This is a genomic window from Escherichia sp. E4930, assembly GCF_005845405.1.
GTDB lineage: Bacteria > Pseudomonadota > Gammaproteobacteria > Enterobacterales > Enterobacteriaceae > Escherichia.
Map to the genome: position 1 here is coordinate 103,592 of NZ_VCDZ01000015.1, position 16,961 is coordinate 120,552.

Below are 16,961 nucleotides of genomic sequence, written 5' to 3' on the forward strand. Positions count from 1 at the left end.
TTTCCCTGTTATTTGCTTGCTAACTCACGGATAAGGTCTGCCATCGCGTCGATGGATTTGATGCTCTTGGTGTAGATCAAGTACTTACCATTAACGACATAAGCTGGAACACCCTGGATTTTGGCGACTTCATAAGAGGCTTTCCATTTTTCCAGTGTTTCTTGTACCGCTGGCTCTTTCAGTGCAGCTTCAAAATCCGCCTGGCTCATACCAGCAGCATCCAGACCCGTTTTGATAAAGGCCGCGGGATCTTTACCGTCAGACCAGCGTTCTTTTTTGTCGTGATAAGCCGCGTAGTAGGCAAACTTGGCTTTCTTAAACTGAGAGTTAGCATCAAATAAGGAAATACCTGCTGCTTTATCTTTATTGATCAAGACAGCAAAGACTTCGCTCGCCTGTTTACCGTATTCGCCTTTGGTTTCCAGATGGAACGGCGTGAAAGCAACGACATCTTTCACTTTTTCCGATACCGGACCGGTAACCGCTTTGTCGTACTTGTAACAGAACGGGCAGGCGTAGCTGAATACCTTAATCAGCGTTTTGTCGGCATTCGGAATCGGTTTTTCCAGGACCATATAATCCGTGCCTTCGGTAAATGCAGAAGCAGTAAATGAAACCGCCAGAGCCGCAGTAAGTAGTACGCTTTTAAACAGTGATGAGATCCCTAATTTCGACATTTTTATTCCCTTCTTAATTATTTAAACATCTGTTTTGGACGGACTAACAGCGCACGGTAGTGAGTCTGGTTGGGTTTATCAGACATCACGTCGATTTCCACTTTCACTTCTTTGGTTTTGTAGTCGATCTCGTTCAACTTACCGACGGTCGGCTGACCGACGTCAAACAGATGAATGGAGCCACCGAAGCCGAACATGGTGTCACGGTCAGCCTGGTATTCGATAATGGAGGTGATTGGGCTATAGAAATCGTAACCGCGTTCTTTACCGTATTCCCAAACTTGCTGAACGGTACCTTTCTTCTCATCAATCTTATATTCCACAAAACGGGAATATTTCATGGTTGGTAAGGCAGGTTGTTCCAGATGGCGACCGTCGCCGTTATCAAAGATAGTGAGTGTACCTTTGCTGGAGATCCATGCGGTATGCTGGGTATAGGTGAAGTCGAAGTCTGAGTTTTCACACAGGCCATTTTCGTTACAGGTGATCGGCTTACCGTTAGCGTCAACGGGTTTCAGCAATTTGCTGGCCAATGGTTTTTCCCAGCCTTTCGAGGGGGCAAGGATCCATTTCACTTGTTTATCACGACCAATTTTCACAACGCCCTGGTGACGAGAAGAGAGGATAATTGAGTCATCTTTCGCGTCATAGGCGATGGAGTTGACGTGCGCCCAGTTACGACCTGGTCCTACACCCAGCGCGTCGCCAAACGGCGTATCTGGTTCCAGTTTTGCCTGCTGTCCGGCGTGAGCAAGATCAACGTTAACGCAAACTGCGCCAGCATCCAGTGCACCGAGCAGAGCATCACGTTTCGGATCGAGGATCTTCGTCAGATCCCATACATCGACAACGCGACCAGATTTATCGACTTCGAGGATATGATCACGAATGGTGGTGACGTGTACGCCGTCATCGCGACGGTAGTTACTCTTACCTACGCGCAACAGTACCGTACCATTAGGCGTCTCAATGGATTCATGAGTGGCGTCAGCGAATCCGCGCGGCAGTTTATGATCTTCCAGCACCTGACCCATCATGTCGAACTCGTACCAGTGCTGGCCTTGTACTGCGGTAAAGGTGCCGCGTGGTGTTTCGCGGATACCCATCAGATAACCACGTTTGTTGATATTACGGTCACGGCCATCGTAGAAGGTGTCTTGATCCAGCCACCAGCGGTATTCACCTTCGGTATCGACAATGAAAGTAAAGGGTGCGATATCAAAAGGCAGTGCGCCGGTTGCCGGACCTGCATCGAGGATCCCGGCATTTTTATCTTTCTCACCGTGCCAGTGGAGATCGGAACCTTGTGCCGTAAAGGTGTGGGTATTAACCAGATAGAGGCGATCTTCAAAACCAGGTGCGACTTTAACGACTTTGGTCTGCTGTAGATCAGAGATGGAACGGTTATCCATGTAATTGTTGACGATGGCTGAAGTTTGCACCACGTAATCATCTTTCATGGCCTTGCCGTTTTCTTTCCACTCAACGGTCACTTTGTTGGCAAATTTCTGATAAAGACCAAAAATCGGTACACCATCGTAAGTTTTTAGTGACTCCTGGCCTACGGGATAGCTGATTTCAACGCCTTTTTCGCCCTTCCCGTGGACGGTAACTTTGACGTCAGAAATGACGTGGCTATCTAAGTTAACCAAAGCAGTCAGTGGGGCATTGCCGTAGGGATCGACAATGACTGCACCGAGTTGCCCGGCAGGTGGTGCAGGTTTAAAACCCGCCGCCATTACGCCAGTTGCAGACAATCCCAGAGCTAATGCCACCGTTCCAGTTACCAGTGTTTTTCTATATTTATCAAACATGGATATATCTCCTTATATAACGCAAATATATAATAATGATGAATATCGACTGTTGAGATGGTACTAATAAATTTGTTTTGTGAATGAAAAATGTGACTCTAATAAAATATGAGAATGTTTTGCTGCTTTTGAATATATTGTTATTTGTTGAAACAACTATTTATTTTTAATGGATAGTAGGGTGGCGATATATTAATAACAATGTTCAATATTGCGTAGTGTGATCTCTGTGACATTGTTTTTTAATTATTAAATTAAAATATGAAGAGATAAAAACAAAATATTTAATATATATCAATGTGTTATGCGGTGATTTATTTACTTACTTTAATTGCAATATCACTTACATATGACGATTTAACATTAAATTGGTTATTAATGTTAAATAAAGGTTGGAGATGTGTGGCTTTATATATTGATGGAGATTATAAATGATGGATTATGAAAAGTTGCCCCGATTATCGGGGCAATATTAAGCAGTGTTATTCAACAAAAATATGCGGATAAAACCGAGACATATCCTGGGTGATCAATGCACGGTCTTCACGAATACCAATTCCGGCGGGTTGATCGTTCACCAGCCAGCTACCAATCAACATATAGCTGTCGCCAAATTTCGGCAGCGGATGGAATTGCTGAACAATCATGCCTTCTTCGCCATACGGACCTTCCGCGGCTTCAATGGTTTTGCCATTCTCGATAATCGACACGTTTGCGCCTTCACGCGAGAAGATTGGCTTAACCACATATTTTTCCATTTCTGGATAATCATCTTCCGCAAAATAAGCGGGCAACAGGTTCGGATGATTCGGGAACATCTCCCACAGTAGCGGCAGAAGCGCTTTGTTGGAGATAATGCTCTTCCACGCCGGTTCCAGCCAGCGTACGCCAGCATCTTCCAGCTTGGTGGAGAACATCTCGCGCAGCATAAACTCCCACGGATACAGTTTGAACAGGTTAGCGATGACCTGATCCTGTAAATCCGTGAACTGACCTTTTTCACCTAAACCGATATCGTCGATGTACAGGAACTCGGTAGCAATTTCAGCTTCCGTCGCGCAGTCCTGCAAATACTGGATGGTGCCACGATCTTCCACCGTGTCACGACAGCAGGTGAGATGCAGCAACTGGAAGCCATACTGTTCACGCAGCTCGACAAAGCGATCGATCAGCTTTTCTTGCAGACTGTTAAACTGGTCACTGCCTTCCGGCAGGTTGCCCGCGTTAAGCTGATCTTCCAGCCAGATCCACTGAAAGAATGCTGCTTCATACAGTGACGTGGGCGTATCAGCGTTATTTTCCAGAAGTTTAGGTTCGCCAGTGCCATCCCACGCCAGATCAAGGCGTGAATAAAGCGACGGCTGGTGCGTCAGCCATGACTGACGCACAAAACTCCACGTGTGCTTTGGAATGCGGAATTTGGTCATCAGCTCATCGCTGGAGATCACTTTTTCCACCACTTTCAGGCACATCTGGTGCAGTTCGGCGGTGACTTCTTCCAGCTTTTCAACCTGGGCGAGGGTTAACTTGTAGTAAGCATCTTCACACCAGTACGGCTCGCCGTACATGGTGTGAAAATTGAAACCGTATTCGTGGGCTTTTTCACGCCAGTCTGGGCGCTCGGTAATACTGACTCTTTCCATCGGTATCAGCCACCCATTGAACGAGAAGAGGTGCCGGTTGCGCTACGCTGCATAGTGCTTTGTTTGGCAACAGATTCACCAAAACCGCCGCGGGTAACGGTAGTGGTGGTCGCCGGTTTTGGTGCCATTGCCGTCTTCGGTACGGTCATGGTGCGACCTGGCTGGCTGCGCCATAGTTTTTACCCGTCGCGTCGGTATATTTACCGTAAGCCGGGCTGGCTGGGTTTTTCGAGGAGAACAGCGGCTGCTGTGCAAATCCCGCGCCGCCGCCCATCAGACGTCCCATCATGTAACCGGCCATCAGCGGCATCCAGAAACTCCCGCTGGATTGCTGGGCCTGCGCCTGGTTTTCAGGTGCCATGCCAGCCTGGGCTGGCGCCTGCTGGCACTGACCTTCACCAAATTCGGCAATACAGTCTTCACGAGTGGCGTATTTCGGCGCAGTACGTTCTGCTTCTTTCAGCGCATTGTTGTACGCGGTGGTACATTCGGCGCTTTTGCCTGGGTTTGCAGCTGAACAGTCGTCAGCATTTTGATAGAGAGACACTGTTTCATCACTCTTTTCACAGCCTGCCAGCATAAAAACAGTAGCAACAGCGAGAGCGACAGGTGTCAGGTGGCGTGCGCTCCAGTTTTTGCGGAACGATGCGTGGCGTATGGATTTTGTCCGTTTCATTTTTGTCTTCCGGGACCAGTGGTAAATACCCATCAGAATAGAGGATGGCTGGTCGAAATTGAAGCGAGAAGGGGGAAGAATGCGGCAGATAACCCGTATCTTTACGTTGCCTTACGTTCAGACGGGGCCGAAGCCCCGTCGTCGTCATCAGTTACGGAAAGGGTTATGACCGTTACTGGTGTTAGTGCGTGCGGATGCTTGCTGAACGGCTGGTGCCGGGCTATCAGGTGCATAACCGTCAGCAATAGCATTCTGTTCTGGCGTTTGCGGCGCAACGTTTTCTGGATTAGTAGAAACCGGTTTGCTCAGCGCATTGTTCAGTGCCAGCAGATCCTGCTCGTTCAACGTACCCAGAGCTGATTTAATATTCAGCTGATTAATCAGGTAGTTATAACGCGCATTTGCCAGTTCTTGCTTGGCGTTGTACAGCGTAGTGGTCGCGTCCAACACATCAACAATGGTACGCGTACCAACCGAGTAGCCCGCTTCCATCGCGTCTAAAGAGCTTTGGGCGGAAACCACGGCTTGTTTGTAGGCGTTAATGCTACTGATAGATGCATTAATGTTGTTGAAGGAGGAACGCACGGTCTGCACGACGCTACGATGGGCGCTTTCCAGTTGCTCGCTGGCACCGACAAAGTTGTACTGTGCCTGTTTCACCTGCGAGTTAACCATTCCGCCCTGATAAATCGGCAGCGAGAAGCTCAGGCCCACTTTGTTCTGGCCCATATTGCTGTCGTCATACTGGCCTGTGGTCGCACCACGGGTTTTTGAACCGCTGTAAGAGGTGTCAGAAATTCCGGTAGAGGCCGTCAAATCCAGAGTCGGTAAGTGACCGTCCTGCGCCTGGCGAATTTGCTCGCGCGCCAGGTCCTGGCTCAAACGTGCCTGTAACAGGGACAGGTTGCGTTTTTCGGCTTCTTTCAGCAGCGCGTTAACCGGCTGTGGATTGTCGGTCTTGAAGTTTTCGACATTCAGCGCCGCCAGTTCCGGATAGTAGTTACCGGTGATCTGACGCAGCTGCTCAACGGCGTTGTCGAGGTTGTTACGTGCGGTCACTTCGTTCGCCAGCACGGTATCGTACTGTGCGCGGGCGTTCTGCACGTCGGTGATCGCCACCAGGCCCACGTTAAAGCGTTGGGTGGTTTGATCTAACTGACGGTAGATTGCCTCTTTTTGTGCCTGAGTATAAGAAAGCACGTCAATGGCATTCAACACGTTGAAATAAGCGGTCGCGGTGTTGAGGATCAAAGTTTGTTGATCGGTCTGGTAAGTGACGTCCTGAATACCGGCAGCTTTTTCCTGCAAGGTCAGTGCGCGCCATTTCGACATATCGAAAATGGACTGGGTCAACTGCAGGGACGCACTGGTTGCGTTAGAGTTGATGCCGTTCGCGTCGCGGTAGCCGTTGCTGTAGGTGTAATCTGCACCTAAACCTAGCTGTGGCAGTAATGGACTGCGTGCTTCATTAATTTTTTCAAAGGCAGCATCACGATCGGCGGCAGACTTACGCAATTCCGGGTTACTAAGGCGTGCTTGCTGATAAACTTGCATCAGGTTCTCGGCCTGGCTCAACGAACTGAACCCAGAAAGGCTCAGGCCGATAAGAATGGGGAGCAATTTCTTCATTTGCATTCCTTGTGGTGAAGCAGTATTTAGCGCGATCAAACTGTAAAATTATTGCGGATTCTAGCAGAAGCCGCTACCGCAAAAGGTTGGCGTTACGTGCCATAGGGCATTAATGTGCCTCAATTTAACACATGACTGCTCAAACGGCAGTCAAACGTCTCTGAAATTCACATTTTATTCACTATTAGTGCCAGGACATTAGCCATGCTTAAGCCAGACAACCTGCCCGTTACATTTGGCAAAAACGATGTAGAAATTATTGCACGAGAAACACTTTATCGCGGCTTTTTTTCATTAGATCTTTATAGATTTCGCCATCGTCTATTCAACGGACAAATGAGTCATGAGGTCCGACGGGAAATTTTTGAACGCGGTCACGCCGCAGTCTTGCTACCCTTTGACCCAGTGCGCGATGAAGTTGTACTGATTGAGCAGATACGAATCGCCGCGTATGACACTAGCGAAACGCCCTGGTTACTGGAAATGGTTGCCGGGATGATTGAAGAAGGTGAGAGTGTGGAAGATGTTGCCCGTCGCGAAGCGATTGAAGAGGCGGGACTAAAAGTGAAACGGACCAAACCGGTGTTAAGTTTCCTGGCAAGCCCGGGCGGCACCAGCGAGCGTTCGTCAATTATGGTGGGCGAAGTGGACGCCACGACCGCAAGCGGTATTCACGGTCTGGCTGATGAAAACGAAGATATTCGCGTTCATGTGGTAAGTCGGGAACAGGCATACCAATGGGTAGAAGAGGGGAAAATCGACAACGCAGCGTCGGTCATCGCTTTGCAATGGCTGCAACTGCATCATCAAGCGTTAAAAAATGAGTGGGCATAAATGAAGCGTTACACACCTGACTTTCCTGAAATGATGCGCCTGTGCGAGATGAACTTTTCACAATTGCGCCGTTTGTTACCGCGCAATGACGCACCCGGTGAAACTGTAAGCTATCAGGTGGCAAACGCACAATATCGGCTGACGATTGTGGAATCGACCCGATACACTACCCTGGTGACTATTGAACAGATTGCGCCAGCGATCAGTTACTGGAGCCTTCCGTCGATGACGGTGCGTCTGTATCATGACGCGATGGTGGCTGAAGTGTGTTCAAGCCAGCAGATTTTTCGCTTCAAAGCGCGGTATGATTATCCTAATAAAAAGTTGCATCAACGCGACGAAAAGCATCAAATTAATCAGTTTTTAGCGGACTGGTTGCGATACTGTTTAGCACATGGAGCGATGGCGATTCCGGTTTATTAGCGTCGTGAAACCTAAGGACACCATTTGGAAAGCCTGTTAACCCTTCCTCTGGCTGGTGAGTCCAGAGTCAGGATTTTACAAATTACCGATACTCACCTGTTTGCGCAAAAGCACGAAGCCCTGTTAGGGGTTAACACCTGGGAGAGTTACCAGGCAGTGCTGGAGGCGATTCGCCCACACCAGCACGAATTCGACCTGATTGTCGCGACAGGTGATTTAGCGCAGGATCAAACGGCTGCGGCCTATCAGCACTTCGCTGAAGGCATCGCAAGTTTTCGTGCGCCCTGCGTCTGGCTGCCGGGCAACCATGATTTCCAGCCTGCGATGTACAGCGCGCTACAGGACGCGGGTATATCTTCAGCGAAACGCGTGTTTATCGGTGAGCAGTGGCAAATCCTGTTGCTGGACAGCCAGGTGTTTGGCGTACCGCACGGTGAGTTAAGCGAGTTTCAACTCGAGTGGCTGGAACGTAAACTGGCTGATGCGCCAGAGCGCCATACCTTGCTTCTGCTGCATCATCATCCGTTGCCTGCGGGCTGTAGCTGGCTTGACCAACACAGTCTGCGTAACGCGGGTGAACTGGATAACGTGCTGGTGAAGTTTCCGCACGTCAAATATCTGTTATGCGGCCATATCCATCAGGAACTGGATCTCGACTGGAATGGTCGTCGCCTGCTGGCAACGCCATCGACCTGCGTGCAGTTTAAGCCGCACTGTTCTAACTTCACGCTGGACACCATCGCGCCCGGTTGGCGTACGCTGGAACTCCATGCCGATGGTACGCTGACCACAGAAGTACACCGCCTGGCAGACTCCCGTTTCCAACCAGATACCGCTTCAGAAGGTTACTGATGTCGACGCTTCTTTATTTACACGGTTTCAATAGTTCGCCGCGTTCTGCGAAAGCGAGCTTGTTGAAAAACTGGCTGGCGGAACATCACCCTGACGTTGAGATGATTATTCCGCAGTTACCGCCGTATCCTTCCGATGCGGCAGAACTGCTGGAATCCATTGTCCTGGAACATGGCGGCGATTCGCTGGGTATTGTCGGTTCGTCACTGGGGGGATATTACGCCACCTGGTTGTCGCAATGTTTTATGCTGCCCGCAGTGGTGGTAAACCCGGCGGTGCGCCCGTTTGAACTGCTGACGGACTATCTCGGTCAGAACGAGAACCCCTACACCGGGCAGCAATATGTGCTAGAGTCTCGCCATATTTACGATCTCAAAGTCATGCAGATTGACCCGCTGGAAGCGCCGGATTTGATCTGGCTGCTGCAACAGACGGGAGATGAAGTGCTGGATTACCGCCAGGCGGTGGCGTACTACGCTTCCTGCCGCCAGACTGTTATAGAAGGCGGCAACCACGCATTCACGGGCTTCGAAGATTATTTCAACCCGATCGTCGATTTTCTTGGTCTGCACCATCTCTGACGATCAACTCGAATTACTAACTTAAACCATGACGCAAACTTATAACGCTGATGCCATTGAGGTACTCACCGGGCTTGAGCCGGTTCGCCGCCGTCCGGGGATGTATACCGATACCACTCGCCCTAACCATTTGGGGCAAGAAGTCATTGATAACAGTGTGGATGAAGCACTGGCGGGTCACGCAAAACGCGTGGACGTTATTTTACATGCTGACCAGTCGCTGGAAGTGATTGACGATGGCCGTGGGATGCCGGTGGATATTCACCCGGAAGAAGGTGTTCCGGCGGTAGAACTGATTCTTTGCCGTTTGCACGCGGGCGGTAAATTTTCTAACAAAAACTACCAGTTCTCTGGCGGTCTGCACGGCGTGGGGATCTCGGTGGTTAACGCCCTGTCAAAGCGCGTAGAAGTTAACGTGCGCCGCGATGGTCAGATTTATAACATCGCCTTTGAAAATGGCGAAAAGGTGCAGGATTTGCAGGTTGTCGGCACTTGCGGTAAACGCAATACCGGTACCAGCGTGCACTTCTGGCCGGATGAAACCTTCTTTGACAGCCCGCGCTTCTCTGTTTCACGCCTTACACATGTGCTGAAAGCCAAAGCGGTATTGTGTCCTGGCGTTGAGATCACTTTTAAAGATGAGATCAACAATACCGAACAACGCTGGTGCTATCAGGACGGTCTGAATGATTACCTGGCGGAAGCGGTAAACGGCCTGCCGACACTGCCGGAAAAACCGTTTATCGGTAACTTTAACGGTGAAACGGAAGCCGTTGACTGGGCGCTGCTGTGGCTGCCGGAAGGTGGCGAACTGCTGACCGAAAGTTACGTCAACCTGATCCCAACGATGCAGGGCGGTACGCATGTTAATGGCCTGCGTCAGGGGCTGCTGGATGCGATGCGTGAGTTTTGCGAATACCGCAACATCCTGCCGCGCGGCGTGAAGCTGTCGGCGGAAGATATCTGGGATCGCTGTGCCTATGTGCTGTCAGTAAAAATGCAGGATCCGCAGTTTGCCGGGCAGACCAAAGAGCGTCTCTCTTCGCGTCAGTGCGCGGCATTCGTTTCGGGCGTGGTGAAAGATGCCTTCACCTTGTGGCTGAACCAGAACGTTCAGGCGGCTGAACTGCTGGCGGAGATGGCGATTTCCAGCGCCCAGCGCCGTATGCGTGCGGCCAAAAAAGTGGTGCGTAAAAAGCTGACCAGCGGCCCGGCACTGCCTGGCAAACTGGCAGACTGTACCGCGCAGGACCTTAACCGTACCGAACTGTTCCTCGTGGAAGGTGACTCCGCAGGCGGATCTGCCAAGCAGGCGCGCGATCGTGAATATCAAGCGATCATGCCGCTGAAAGGTAAGATCCTTAACACCTGGGAAGTTTCTTCCGACGAAGTGCTGGCCTCGCAGGAAGTGCATGATATTTCGGTAGCGATCGGTATCGATCCTGACAGCGATGATCTTAGCCAACTGCGTTATGGCAAGATCTGTATCCTGGCGGATGCTGACTCCGATGGTCTGCACATTGCCACGTTGCTCTGCGCCTTGTTTGTAAAACACTTCCGTACGCTGGTGAAACATGGTCACGTATATGTAGCGCTACCACCGCTCTACCGCATTGACCTTGGCAAAGAGGTCTATTACGCCTTGACGGAAGAAGAGAAAGAGGGCGTGCTCGAACAATTAAAACGCAAGAAAGGCAAGCCAAATGTCCAGCGTTTTAAAGGTCTGGGTGAAATGAACCCGCTGCAACTACGTGAAACCACGCTCGATCCGAACACTCGCCGTCTGGTGCAGTTGACCATCGATGATGAAGACGATCAGCGTACCGACGCGATGATGGATATGCTGTTGGCGAAGAAACGCTCGGAAGATCGCCGTAACTGGTTGCAAGAGAAAGGTGACATGGCGGAGATTGAGGTCTGATAATCTTTACCCGGCAAACAATAGTTTTGCCGGGTTGTCGCTGATTATTTTATTGGGCACAGTTTGTTACGATCTGGAAATAGTGTTGCCAGCGAACCAGCCAGAGTTTTCCAGTCTGTAGCCATTTTTTCTGCTTGCGCAGGTGTTATTACTGCACCCTGTTGTTTAATAAGATCATTCTCCACTTTGGTATAGTGAATAACGGTAAAATCCGTAGAGGACCATTTATCCGTAGAAAACATTTTCGTCATCGCATGAATGTTTGCTTTCCCGTCGTCGATAAAAACAATCGCGTCATATTTGTTCCCCATTTTGTCCAGCATATAATCGAGAATTACACCTTTATCTTGCCCGGAAGAAAAAAATACACCCTGGCTGTATAGCCATGACCGTTTGATTTTCCCTTTTTCAAATGGGGGCAAAGTATCCTCTTTCTTCCTGAGTGCAGAAGAAGAAAAATCAATGCCATTTCGCTTTAATTCCCGTAATGTCGGAAAGAGAGTATCCGGTGCACGGGATGTCAGAGCAAAGGCGGTATGCTTTTGTTGCCACTGTTTTAACAGTGTCGGTAACTGTGGCTCGGTAAGCTGCATAGGGCTAAGTTCGTAAAGCATACTGATTGTATTTTCATACAGGCAAGGAACTTTTTGCGAGTCATCCGGCTTTAAGGGCAATTTATCGGTTTGCCATTGATACCAGATATCACCGCCAATGCGTGTGCCACTCGTTAATAACGTGTTATCAATGTCAAAAACCAATAATATCTTATCGGAGGGATAGAGAGTTTCCTTTTCTGTGATAATTTTACTGACTGCACTATATTCGCCAGTAACTATATTTTTTACCTGTGCGTAAGATAAAGCAGGCAGAGCAGAGAGAATCATCCAGAAAATGGTTTTAAATTTATTATTCATTTTTTATTCCAGATTAGAAAGTATAAGTCAGACCCCAGCGCCAGCGGATTTGGCGATTACTTGATGTTTTATCCACACCTTTATAATCCGCAATACTCATATAGGGGATCCACGATCCCATTTTGTACCCTACTTTAAATGATGCGGTATAGTTTTTATGACCATCATTCCAGGTTAAATAACCATTATTGTAATAGACCAGGTTTAACTGATATTGGAAGTTGGTTTTTTGTGGTCGATAGTCGATCCACACATCGTAACGGCGGTTATTACGATCATCGTTGCCATAACCTTTGGATTTATCGGTGGCTTTATCCATGTCATAACGAAAACGACCCGAAACTTTCCACTCTTTGCTGAAATCATAACCCGCAGAAAGACCATATTCGTAAGTTGACCAATATTGCGTGGTATCAAGCCAGAACATAGGCTCTAACCAGAATTTTTTGTCATCCAGTGGCTTAAATCGGTATACAATGGATAAACCCGTTCCATTATTACCAAATTGTGAAGGATCCCATTTATCTTTGTCTCCTTCGTCAGTGTTATAACGTAATTCCCCCATCAAACCGATACCATTACTAAAAAATGTACCAAATTCGACGCGATCCGCGTGGGTGCGAGTATCATCAAGATATTCATGACGATAATCAATAAATCCATGCGGCTGCTCTGCAATGGCAAGTGTAGGTGACAGGCAGGATAACGTGGTTATTCCTGCGAGTGATAATTTAAGATAAGAACTCATAATATTCCCTTTCAGAATAAAATATATTTTGGCTGGCTGAATACACCATCTGATGATTCCAGGTATCAGAATTTTTATATTTGTATTTTAGCTTTAAATGTTAAGTTTGTTTTCCTTATCGATGAATAGATAGAATTTCGTCTGTTGATGTTGCTGGAAATTATTATCAGATACAAATATTAACGATGTATGTCCATCAATCAGAGGACCGAATGTTACCCCTTCAATACAATCCGCAGAGGAAGTGTAATCAGCAAAATCAATTAATAATTTTTTACTGACGGCTTGTAACGTAGATTTACTGGGCCAGTCTTGCAGGCTGTCAATATTCTTGATATCGCTGGCAGCAGTTAAATCGACCATATAAACTCTGACGGAGTAATCCCAGTCATTGAATCCGGCACTGACGTTTCTGCCGGAACGTTCGATGACCAACAATTGGTGATCATTCAGCGCCAGGACCTCGGATACGCCATTATCATTAATACCGAACTTACTCACTTGCGGAACAGGATCAGTAATATAGAGATATTCATGCAATTGCTTTGAAGGTCGACCGTCTGCATCTATAGAAAATTGCAGTAAGCGTGATGTGCCTGAATTTATTGGACTTGCAATAGGTCCATCCTGTTTAAGACTGCTTTCAACGGCGATAAAAAGTGATTTACCGTCTGGTGTAAGTGTCAGGCCCTCCCAGGCGTTGCCGCTGCGGATACCACTGCTGCTCTCTTTGTCAGGACTAATATTAAAGCGAGCAGGAAATAAAGACGTAAACTCCTTCTCCATTACGCCATCGAGAGTGCTCAGACGCAGTGGCGCACCTAACTCCGAACTCCAGAGTAATGATTTACCATCGTGTGTCAGGGCCAGACCTTCGGCATCCACCGTATTGGTCACGAAAGGCTGCTGCTTTGCATCAAGTAGTGGACGCTGGTTGAGAAAATTCACTTGCTCAATGCCCCTGGATGACACCTGCATTTTTAACGTATAAAGGCTGGCATCTCCCTCCTTATTATTGTTTCTGCTATCGTTAATAGCGTAGAAAATATTATTTTTTGCATCAAATGTGATGGCTGATAGCCCCGCGATTGTGACATTGTTCTGTTTTCCTCCCGTCCGGAAGCTAAACTCACCAGCATAATGAAGAAAACTGTTTGCCTGCGCTGTTGTGCATAACAGCGGTAATGCCAGAAAAATAGCGGCATACCTTATTTTCATGATATTTACCTTTGTGTATGTATTTGTTCTTAGTTGTGTTGTGAAAGAAAAAGATTAACCTCCGATGGTGTCGCCAGATGACCTCTGGCACCTAATGCGGTGATATTTATTGCTGCTGTAGCAGAAGCAAATTTTAGTGCTTCAATTAAAGTCATGTTTTTTATTAAGCTATAAACAAATGCACCATTAAAAGTATCTCCAGCGCCTGTGGTATCAATAACGGGAATTGTATAACTACCAATTTGCACTTGCTCATTGCCTTTGACTGCAATTACTCCCCGGGCATCCAGCGTTACTACGACAGCGTCAAGTTGATACTCTTCTTGTATATCATGCAGAAGCGTAAAATCTGGCTCTGTTGCATAGCCACGAATAAAACCGTCATAATTAAATATCGCAATATCAGCAAGGTGTAAAATGTTGGTAAGGTGTTCAGGTGTTGCAACGATATGAGGCTCAAGATCAACGACAACTTTTGTCGTCTGGCTACGGGCATGTTCGGCCAGCATACGAAATTTCTCAATATCGGCTGGCATCGTATAAAAAAAACGGCTTTGCGCAATTGCCTGTAGCGCTTTTTCTTTATCCCATTCATGTTCGCTGCCAGGCGAGTAAACCAACGTTTTCTCACCTGATTCGTCAATAAAAATAATCGCGGTATTGGCAATCAATTCCGGGATTACCTGAACGAAATCACAATTCACATGATGTTTTTTAAATCCATCAAGAATGACCACGGCTGAATGATCATTGCCCACACATGAAACAGATACCACATTGAGTCCCAGTTGTCCCATCGCACAGGCACTGTTGGCGACTGTGCCGCCAGCTTGTTCACCCAGACGTGTCCCGACCACTTTACCGCCACGTGTGGGGAGTGACGGGATAGATAAAAAAATATCTATATTTCCACTGCCTAAAGCGGCGACATCAAATTTCTTCATAGTCTTATTTCTCCCTATGGCTAACGCGTTGCCGCCTGCGTCGACATAATCACAACTTAAATGCCAGCACATTTCATATAACCACTGCATGACCAGAAATAAATTGCTGGACTCACTGGCGTCAGGTATAAAACTGATTAATTCTGCTGTCGCTCCCTGTTCAATAATTGCTTTTTGGGTTGCAAGGTAAAATGGGTACTCGCAGGATGTGGCTGGTAGTAAAAAATAATGCTGACCGACACCAGCCTGATGTAAGCGTAATGAATGATAAAATTCTTCCAGTGGAAGGGCTGTCGCACGAATCTGTGGGCCGCAAGAAAGTAAATTGCTCCCCGATAATGCCAGCCCCCAACTTAAGCCACTACCCAGAAACGTCATCTCTTTTTTCTGGTAAAAATGTCGCTTCTTTTGCTGCCAGTGCTGATTAATCAGTTTAAATTTCTCTTCCAGCCCCTCTTCAATATGCAGCGGTATTATGTCTGGACATAATTTTTGCGCTAAGCGCAGGAGAGCATAAAGTGTGACGCTACTACTTTGCGTTGGAATACCCTGTTTGTTTGCCCATGTGTAGAGCATATTTTTTGTTATTGCGCAAAATAGCGTTCCAGGGCAATTCGTCACACCTAGCACTTGCGCGTTTGAGCTTACTGCGTGGCGGAGAGCGTCAACGGCCAGTGATGGTCTGCCGCTCGCGCTGAGAATAATGATCAATGTTTCTTTCTGATAACGGGTTAAATCAGTCTGAAGAAAATCCCACGTTTGCAATGCGGAACAAGACAGATGTGTGTATTTCCCCAGCCAGGCGGCGGCACATAGTGCCACCGTCCAGGAGTCGCCCGATCCCACTATACAGACGCGTTCAACAGCACGTCTATCGAGCTGAATAGTAGAAAAACATTCACCCCAGATAACTGCCAAATGGCGTAACGCTGCCGCCGTTGCGTCTATTTCCTCGCGAGTTTGCGCTAATGGCATAATGGGATTACGGGCTGACATGTTCATTATTTCTCCTGTGCCTGTAATGCAAGCAACGTCAGGCCCGACGCGATCGCTTCAAGATCGAAATCTTTATTATTTACGGCGCGGAAAAAGGCATATTTATCTTCAGGGAGCGCATCAAAACCGCGCCATGCCCCTGCAATTGCGCCTGCCATCGTAGCGATGCTATCGGTGTCATTGCCAATATTGGCGCAGGCATGAATGGTTTCCCAGGGTTCTCCTTTGCAGTACAGCAACAGACCGATTGCCGCAGGAATGGATTCATGGGCGGCAACAGAGTTACCGACCAAACCTTCCATTTCTCGCAGACAAGACTCCAGATCATTGGCTCGTCTGGCGATGTCCGCTGCAAGTTGGATGCGCATGGCGATAGATGGTCCTGCTACACATCGTGCATATTGTTTGGCCAGGCGTTCGCCGTAATTCGCTCCCCAGAGTGCGGCGTCCAGTAATGATGTGAGCGAGGCTTCTGGTAACATAGCCTGCGATGTCGCCGCAGCGATGGCGCAGGCGCTGGCAATCGCAATATTGGTGTCATGCGACGGTAAACAAGTTAATAAAGCCAGGCGGCATGCTTTCTCTTTATTACCAGGCCAGATCAATCCTGCCGGGGCTACACGCATCCCGGCGCCATTCGTGGTGCCGACATTGGGAGCCTGGCGAGAAGACGTTCCAATACGCCCAATGGTATTTGTGGGTCTTCCTTCTTTTAGCGCCTTAACAATTTGTTCAGTTGTGGGGCCTTTATAATTTGCGTAGGGCTGCATATCGGCCCAACGCAGAAGACAGGCTAACCAGTCATTATTGGTGAAGTTATCAAATCCAGCCTCAATCAGCCCTTCTGAAAAAACATACATTTGGCTGGAATCGTCGGTGATAAGTCCCGCAATGCCATTTAATGAGCCAGCGAATGTATCGGCAGGAGGAGAAACAAAATCATTTAAAAAACCTCCCCATTGCGCTTTTATTTCATCAATGCTGTAGAGTTCAGTCGCTGCACCTAATGCATCACCCATACCTGCGCAGGCTAATGAACCTAATATTTTGTTATAAATTACAGTTTGTTTCATTTTATTCACAATATTCTC

At 48.0% G+C, this 16,961-nt stretch carries 14 protein-coding genes and 2 pseudogenes; 5 read left to right on the forward strand and 11 right to left on the reverse strand.

Features of this window, described 5'->3' with window-relative positions; translation table 11 throughout:
* Positions 1 to 8 precede the first annotated feature (8 nt).
* The 5 genes and pseudogenes from FFT88_RS16755 to tolC all read right to left on the reverse strand — a co-directional run bounded on the left by FFT88_RS16755 (position 9) and on the right by tolC (position 6,439).
* Complete coding sequence (locus FFT88_RS16755) at positions 9 to 677, reverse strand: thiol:disulfide interchange protein DsbA/DsbL (protein WP_000040018.1); 669 nt, start codon at positions 675 to 677, stop codon at positions 9 to 11.
* A gap of 17 nt (positions 678 to 694) precedes the next feature.
* Positions 695 to 2,491 (reverse strand): aryl-sulfate sulfotransferase, encoded by a 1,797-nt coding sequence (locus tag FFT88_RS16760; RefSeq protein WP_135403936.1) that lies wholly within the window; start codon positions 2,489 to 2,491, stop codon positions 695 to 697.
* Positions 2,492 to 2,973: 482 nt separating this feature from the next.
* On the reverse strand, positions 2,974 to 4,134 hold the full coding sequence (locus FFT88_RS16765; protein ID WP_135403937.1) for a glutathionylspermidine synthase family protein: 1,161 nt from the start codon (positions 4,132 to 4,134) through the stop codon (positions 2,974 to 2,976).
* Between the two features lie 5 nt (positions 4,135 to 4,139).
* A pseudogene (locus FFT88_RS16770) lies at positions 4,140 to 4,810 on the reverse strand (DUF1190 family protein).
* Between the two features lie 147 nt (positions 4,811 to 4,957).
* Positions 4,958 to 6,439 (reverse strand): outer membrane channel protein TolC, encoded by a 1,482-nt coding sequence (gene tolC / locus FFT88_RS16775; protein WP_135403938.1) that lies wholly within the window; start codon positions 6,437 to 6,439, stop codon positions 4,958 to 4,960.
* Between the two features lie 204 nt (positions 6,440 to 6,643).
* On the opposite strand from tolC, the gene nudF reads away from it, so the two are divergent.
* From nudF to parE, 5 genes are read left to right on the forward strand one after another with little or no spacing between them, the layout of a single operon-like run.
* Positions 6,644 to 7,273, forward strand: coding sequence for an ADP-ribose diphosphatase (gene nudF / locus FFT88_RS16780; RefSeq protein WP_021564655.1), 630 nt, complete (start codon positions 6,644 to 6,646; stop codon positions 7,271 to 7,273).
* Positions 7,274 to 7,696, forward strand: a complete 423-nt coding sequence (locus FFT88_RS16785; protein WP_000833390.1) for a DUF1249 family protein — start codon at positions 7,274 to 7,276, stop codon at positions 7,694 to 7,696.
* A 24-nt stretch (positions 7,697 to 7,720) separates the two neighbouring features.
* Entirely contained in the window at positions 7,721 to 8,548 is an 828-nt protein-coding gene (cpdA, locus tag FFT88_RS16790; RefSeq protein ID WP_130218206.1) for a 3',5'-cyclic-AMP phosphodiesterase, read from the forward strand.
* Positions 8,548 to 9,129, forward strand: coding sequence for an esterase YqiA (gene yqiA, locus FFT88_RS16795; protein WP_000105733.1), 582 nt, complete (start codon positions 8,548 to 8,550; stop codon positions 9,127 to 9,129). Before cpdA ends, yqiA begins: the two co-directional genes overlap by 1 nt.
* Before the next feature lie 28 nt (positions 9,130 to 9,157).
* Positions 9,158 to 11,050, forward strand: a complete 1,893-nt coding sequence (gene parE / locus FFT88_RS16800; protein WP_130218204.1) for a DNA topoisomerase IV subunit B — start codon at positions 9,158 to 9,160, stop codon at positions 11,048 to 11,050.
* Between the two features lie 44 nt (positions 11,051 to 11,094).
* Here parE and FFT88_RS16805 read toward each other — a convergent pair whose 3' ends face one another.
* The 6 genes and pseudogenes from FFT88_RS16805 to FFT88_RS16830 form a co-directional block, all read right to left on the reverse strand.
* Positions 11,095 to 11,964 (reverse strand): DUF2608 domain-containing protein, encoded by an 870-nt coding sequence (locus FFT88_RS16805; RefSeq protein ID WP_135403939.1) that lies wholly within the window; start codon positions 11,962 to 11,964, stop codon positions 11,095 to 11,097.
* 13 nt (positions 11,965 to 11,977) lie between these two features.
* The gene (locus FFT88_RS16810) at positions 11,978 to 12,712 is read right to left on the reverse strand and encodes an oligogalacturonate-specific porin KdgM family protein (protein WP_130218200.1); all 735 of its coding nucleotides are present in this window, start codon (positions 12,710 to 12,712) and stop codon (positions 11,978 to 11,980) included.
* 93 nt (positions 12,713 to 12,805) lie between these two features.
* Positions 12,806 to 13,930: an esterase-like activity of phytase family protein gene (locus tag FFT88_RS16815; RefSeq protein WP_135403940.1), complete on the reverse strand. Its 1,125-nt coding sequence runs from the start codon at positions 13,928 to 13,930 to the stop codon at positions 12,806 to 12,808.
* Positions 13,931 to 13,959: 29 nt separating this feature from the next.
* Positions 13,960 to 14,874, reverse strand: coding sequence for a carbohydrate kinase family protein (locus tag FFT88_RS25935; RefSeq protein WP_135403941.1), 915 nt, complete (start codon positions 14,872 to 14,874; stop codon positions 13,960 to 13,962).
* 4 nt (positions 14,875 to 14,878) lie between these two features.
* A pseudogene (locus FFT88_RS25940) lies at positions 14,879 to 15,876 on the reverse strand (SIS domain-containing protein).
* Positions 15,876 to 16,952 (reverse strand): ADP-ribosylglycohydrolase family protein, encoded by a 1,077-nt coding sequence (locus tag FFT88_RS16830; protein WP_135403942.1) that lies wholly within the window; start codon positions 16,950 to 16,952, stop codon positions 15,876 to 15,878. Before FFT88_RS16830 ends, FFT88_RS25940 begins: the two are co-directional and overlap by 1 nt.
* Positions 16,953 to 16,961 lie beyond the last annotated feature (9 nt).

What these genes read in the sequence shown, in the direction of transcription:
- FFT88_RS16805 (WP_135403939.1), bottom strand. Translation starts at nt 11,964, where the DNA reads ATGAATAATAAATTTAAAACCATTTTCTGGATGATTCTCTCTGCTCTG.
- FFT88_RS16785 (WP_000833390.1), top strand. Translation starts at nt 7,274, where the DNA reads ATGAAGCGTTACACACCTGACTTTCCTGAAATGATGCGCCTGTGCGAG.
- FFT88_RS16755 (WP_000040018.1), bottom strand. Translation starts at nt 677, where the DNA reads ATGTCGAAATTAGGGATCTCATCACTGTTTAAAAGCGTACTACTTACT.
- parE (WP_130218204.1), top strand. Translation starts at nt 9,158, where the DNA reads ATGACGCAAACTTATAACGCTGATGCCATTGAGGTACTCACCGGGCTT.
- tolC (WP_135403938.1), bottom strand. Translation starts at nt 6,439, where the DNA reads ATGAAGAAATTGCTCCCCATTCTTATCGGCCTGAGCCTTTCTGGGTTC.
- yqiA (WP_000105733.1), top strand. Translation starts at nt 8,548, where the DNA reads ATGTCGACGCTTCTTTATTTACACGGTTTCAATAGTTCGCCGCGTTCT.
- FFT88_RS16760 (WP_135403936.1), bottom strand. Translation starts at nt 2,491, where the DNA reads ATGTTTGATAAATATAGAAAAACACTGGTAACTGGAACGGTGGCATTA.
- FFT88_RS25935 (WP_135403941.1), bottom strand. Translation starts at nt 14,874, where the DNA reads ATGAAGAAATTTGATGTCGCCGCTTTAGGCAGTGGAAATATAGATATT.
- FFT88_RS16815 (WP_135403940.1), bottom strand. Translation starts at nt 13,930, where the DNA reads ATGAAAATAAGGTATGCCGCTATTTTTCTGGCATTACCGCTGTTATGC.
- nudF (WP_021564655.1), top strand. Translation starts at nt 6,644, where the DNA reads ATGCTTAAGCCAGACAACCTGCCCGTTACATTTGGCAAAAACGATGTA.
- FFT88_RS16765 (WP_135403937.1), bottom strand. Translation starts at nt 4,134, where the DNA reads ATGGAAAGAGTCAGTATTACCGAGCGCCCAGACTGGCGTGAAAAAGCC.
- FFT88_RS16810 (WP_130218200.1), bottom strand. Translation starts at nt 12,712, where the DNA reads ATGAGTTCTTATCTTAAATTATCACTCGCAGGAATAACCACGTTATCC.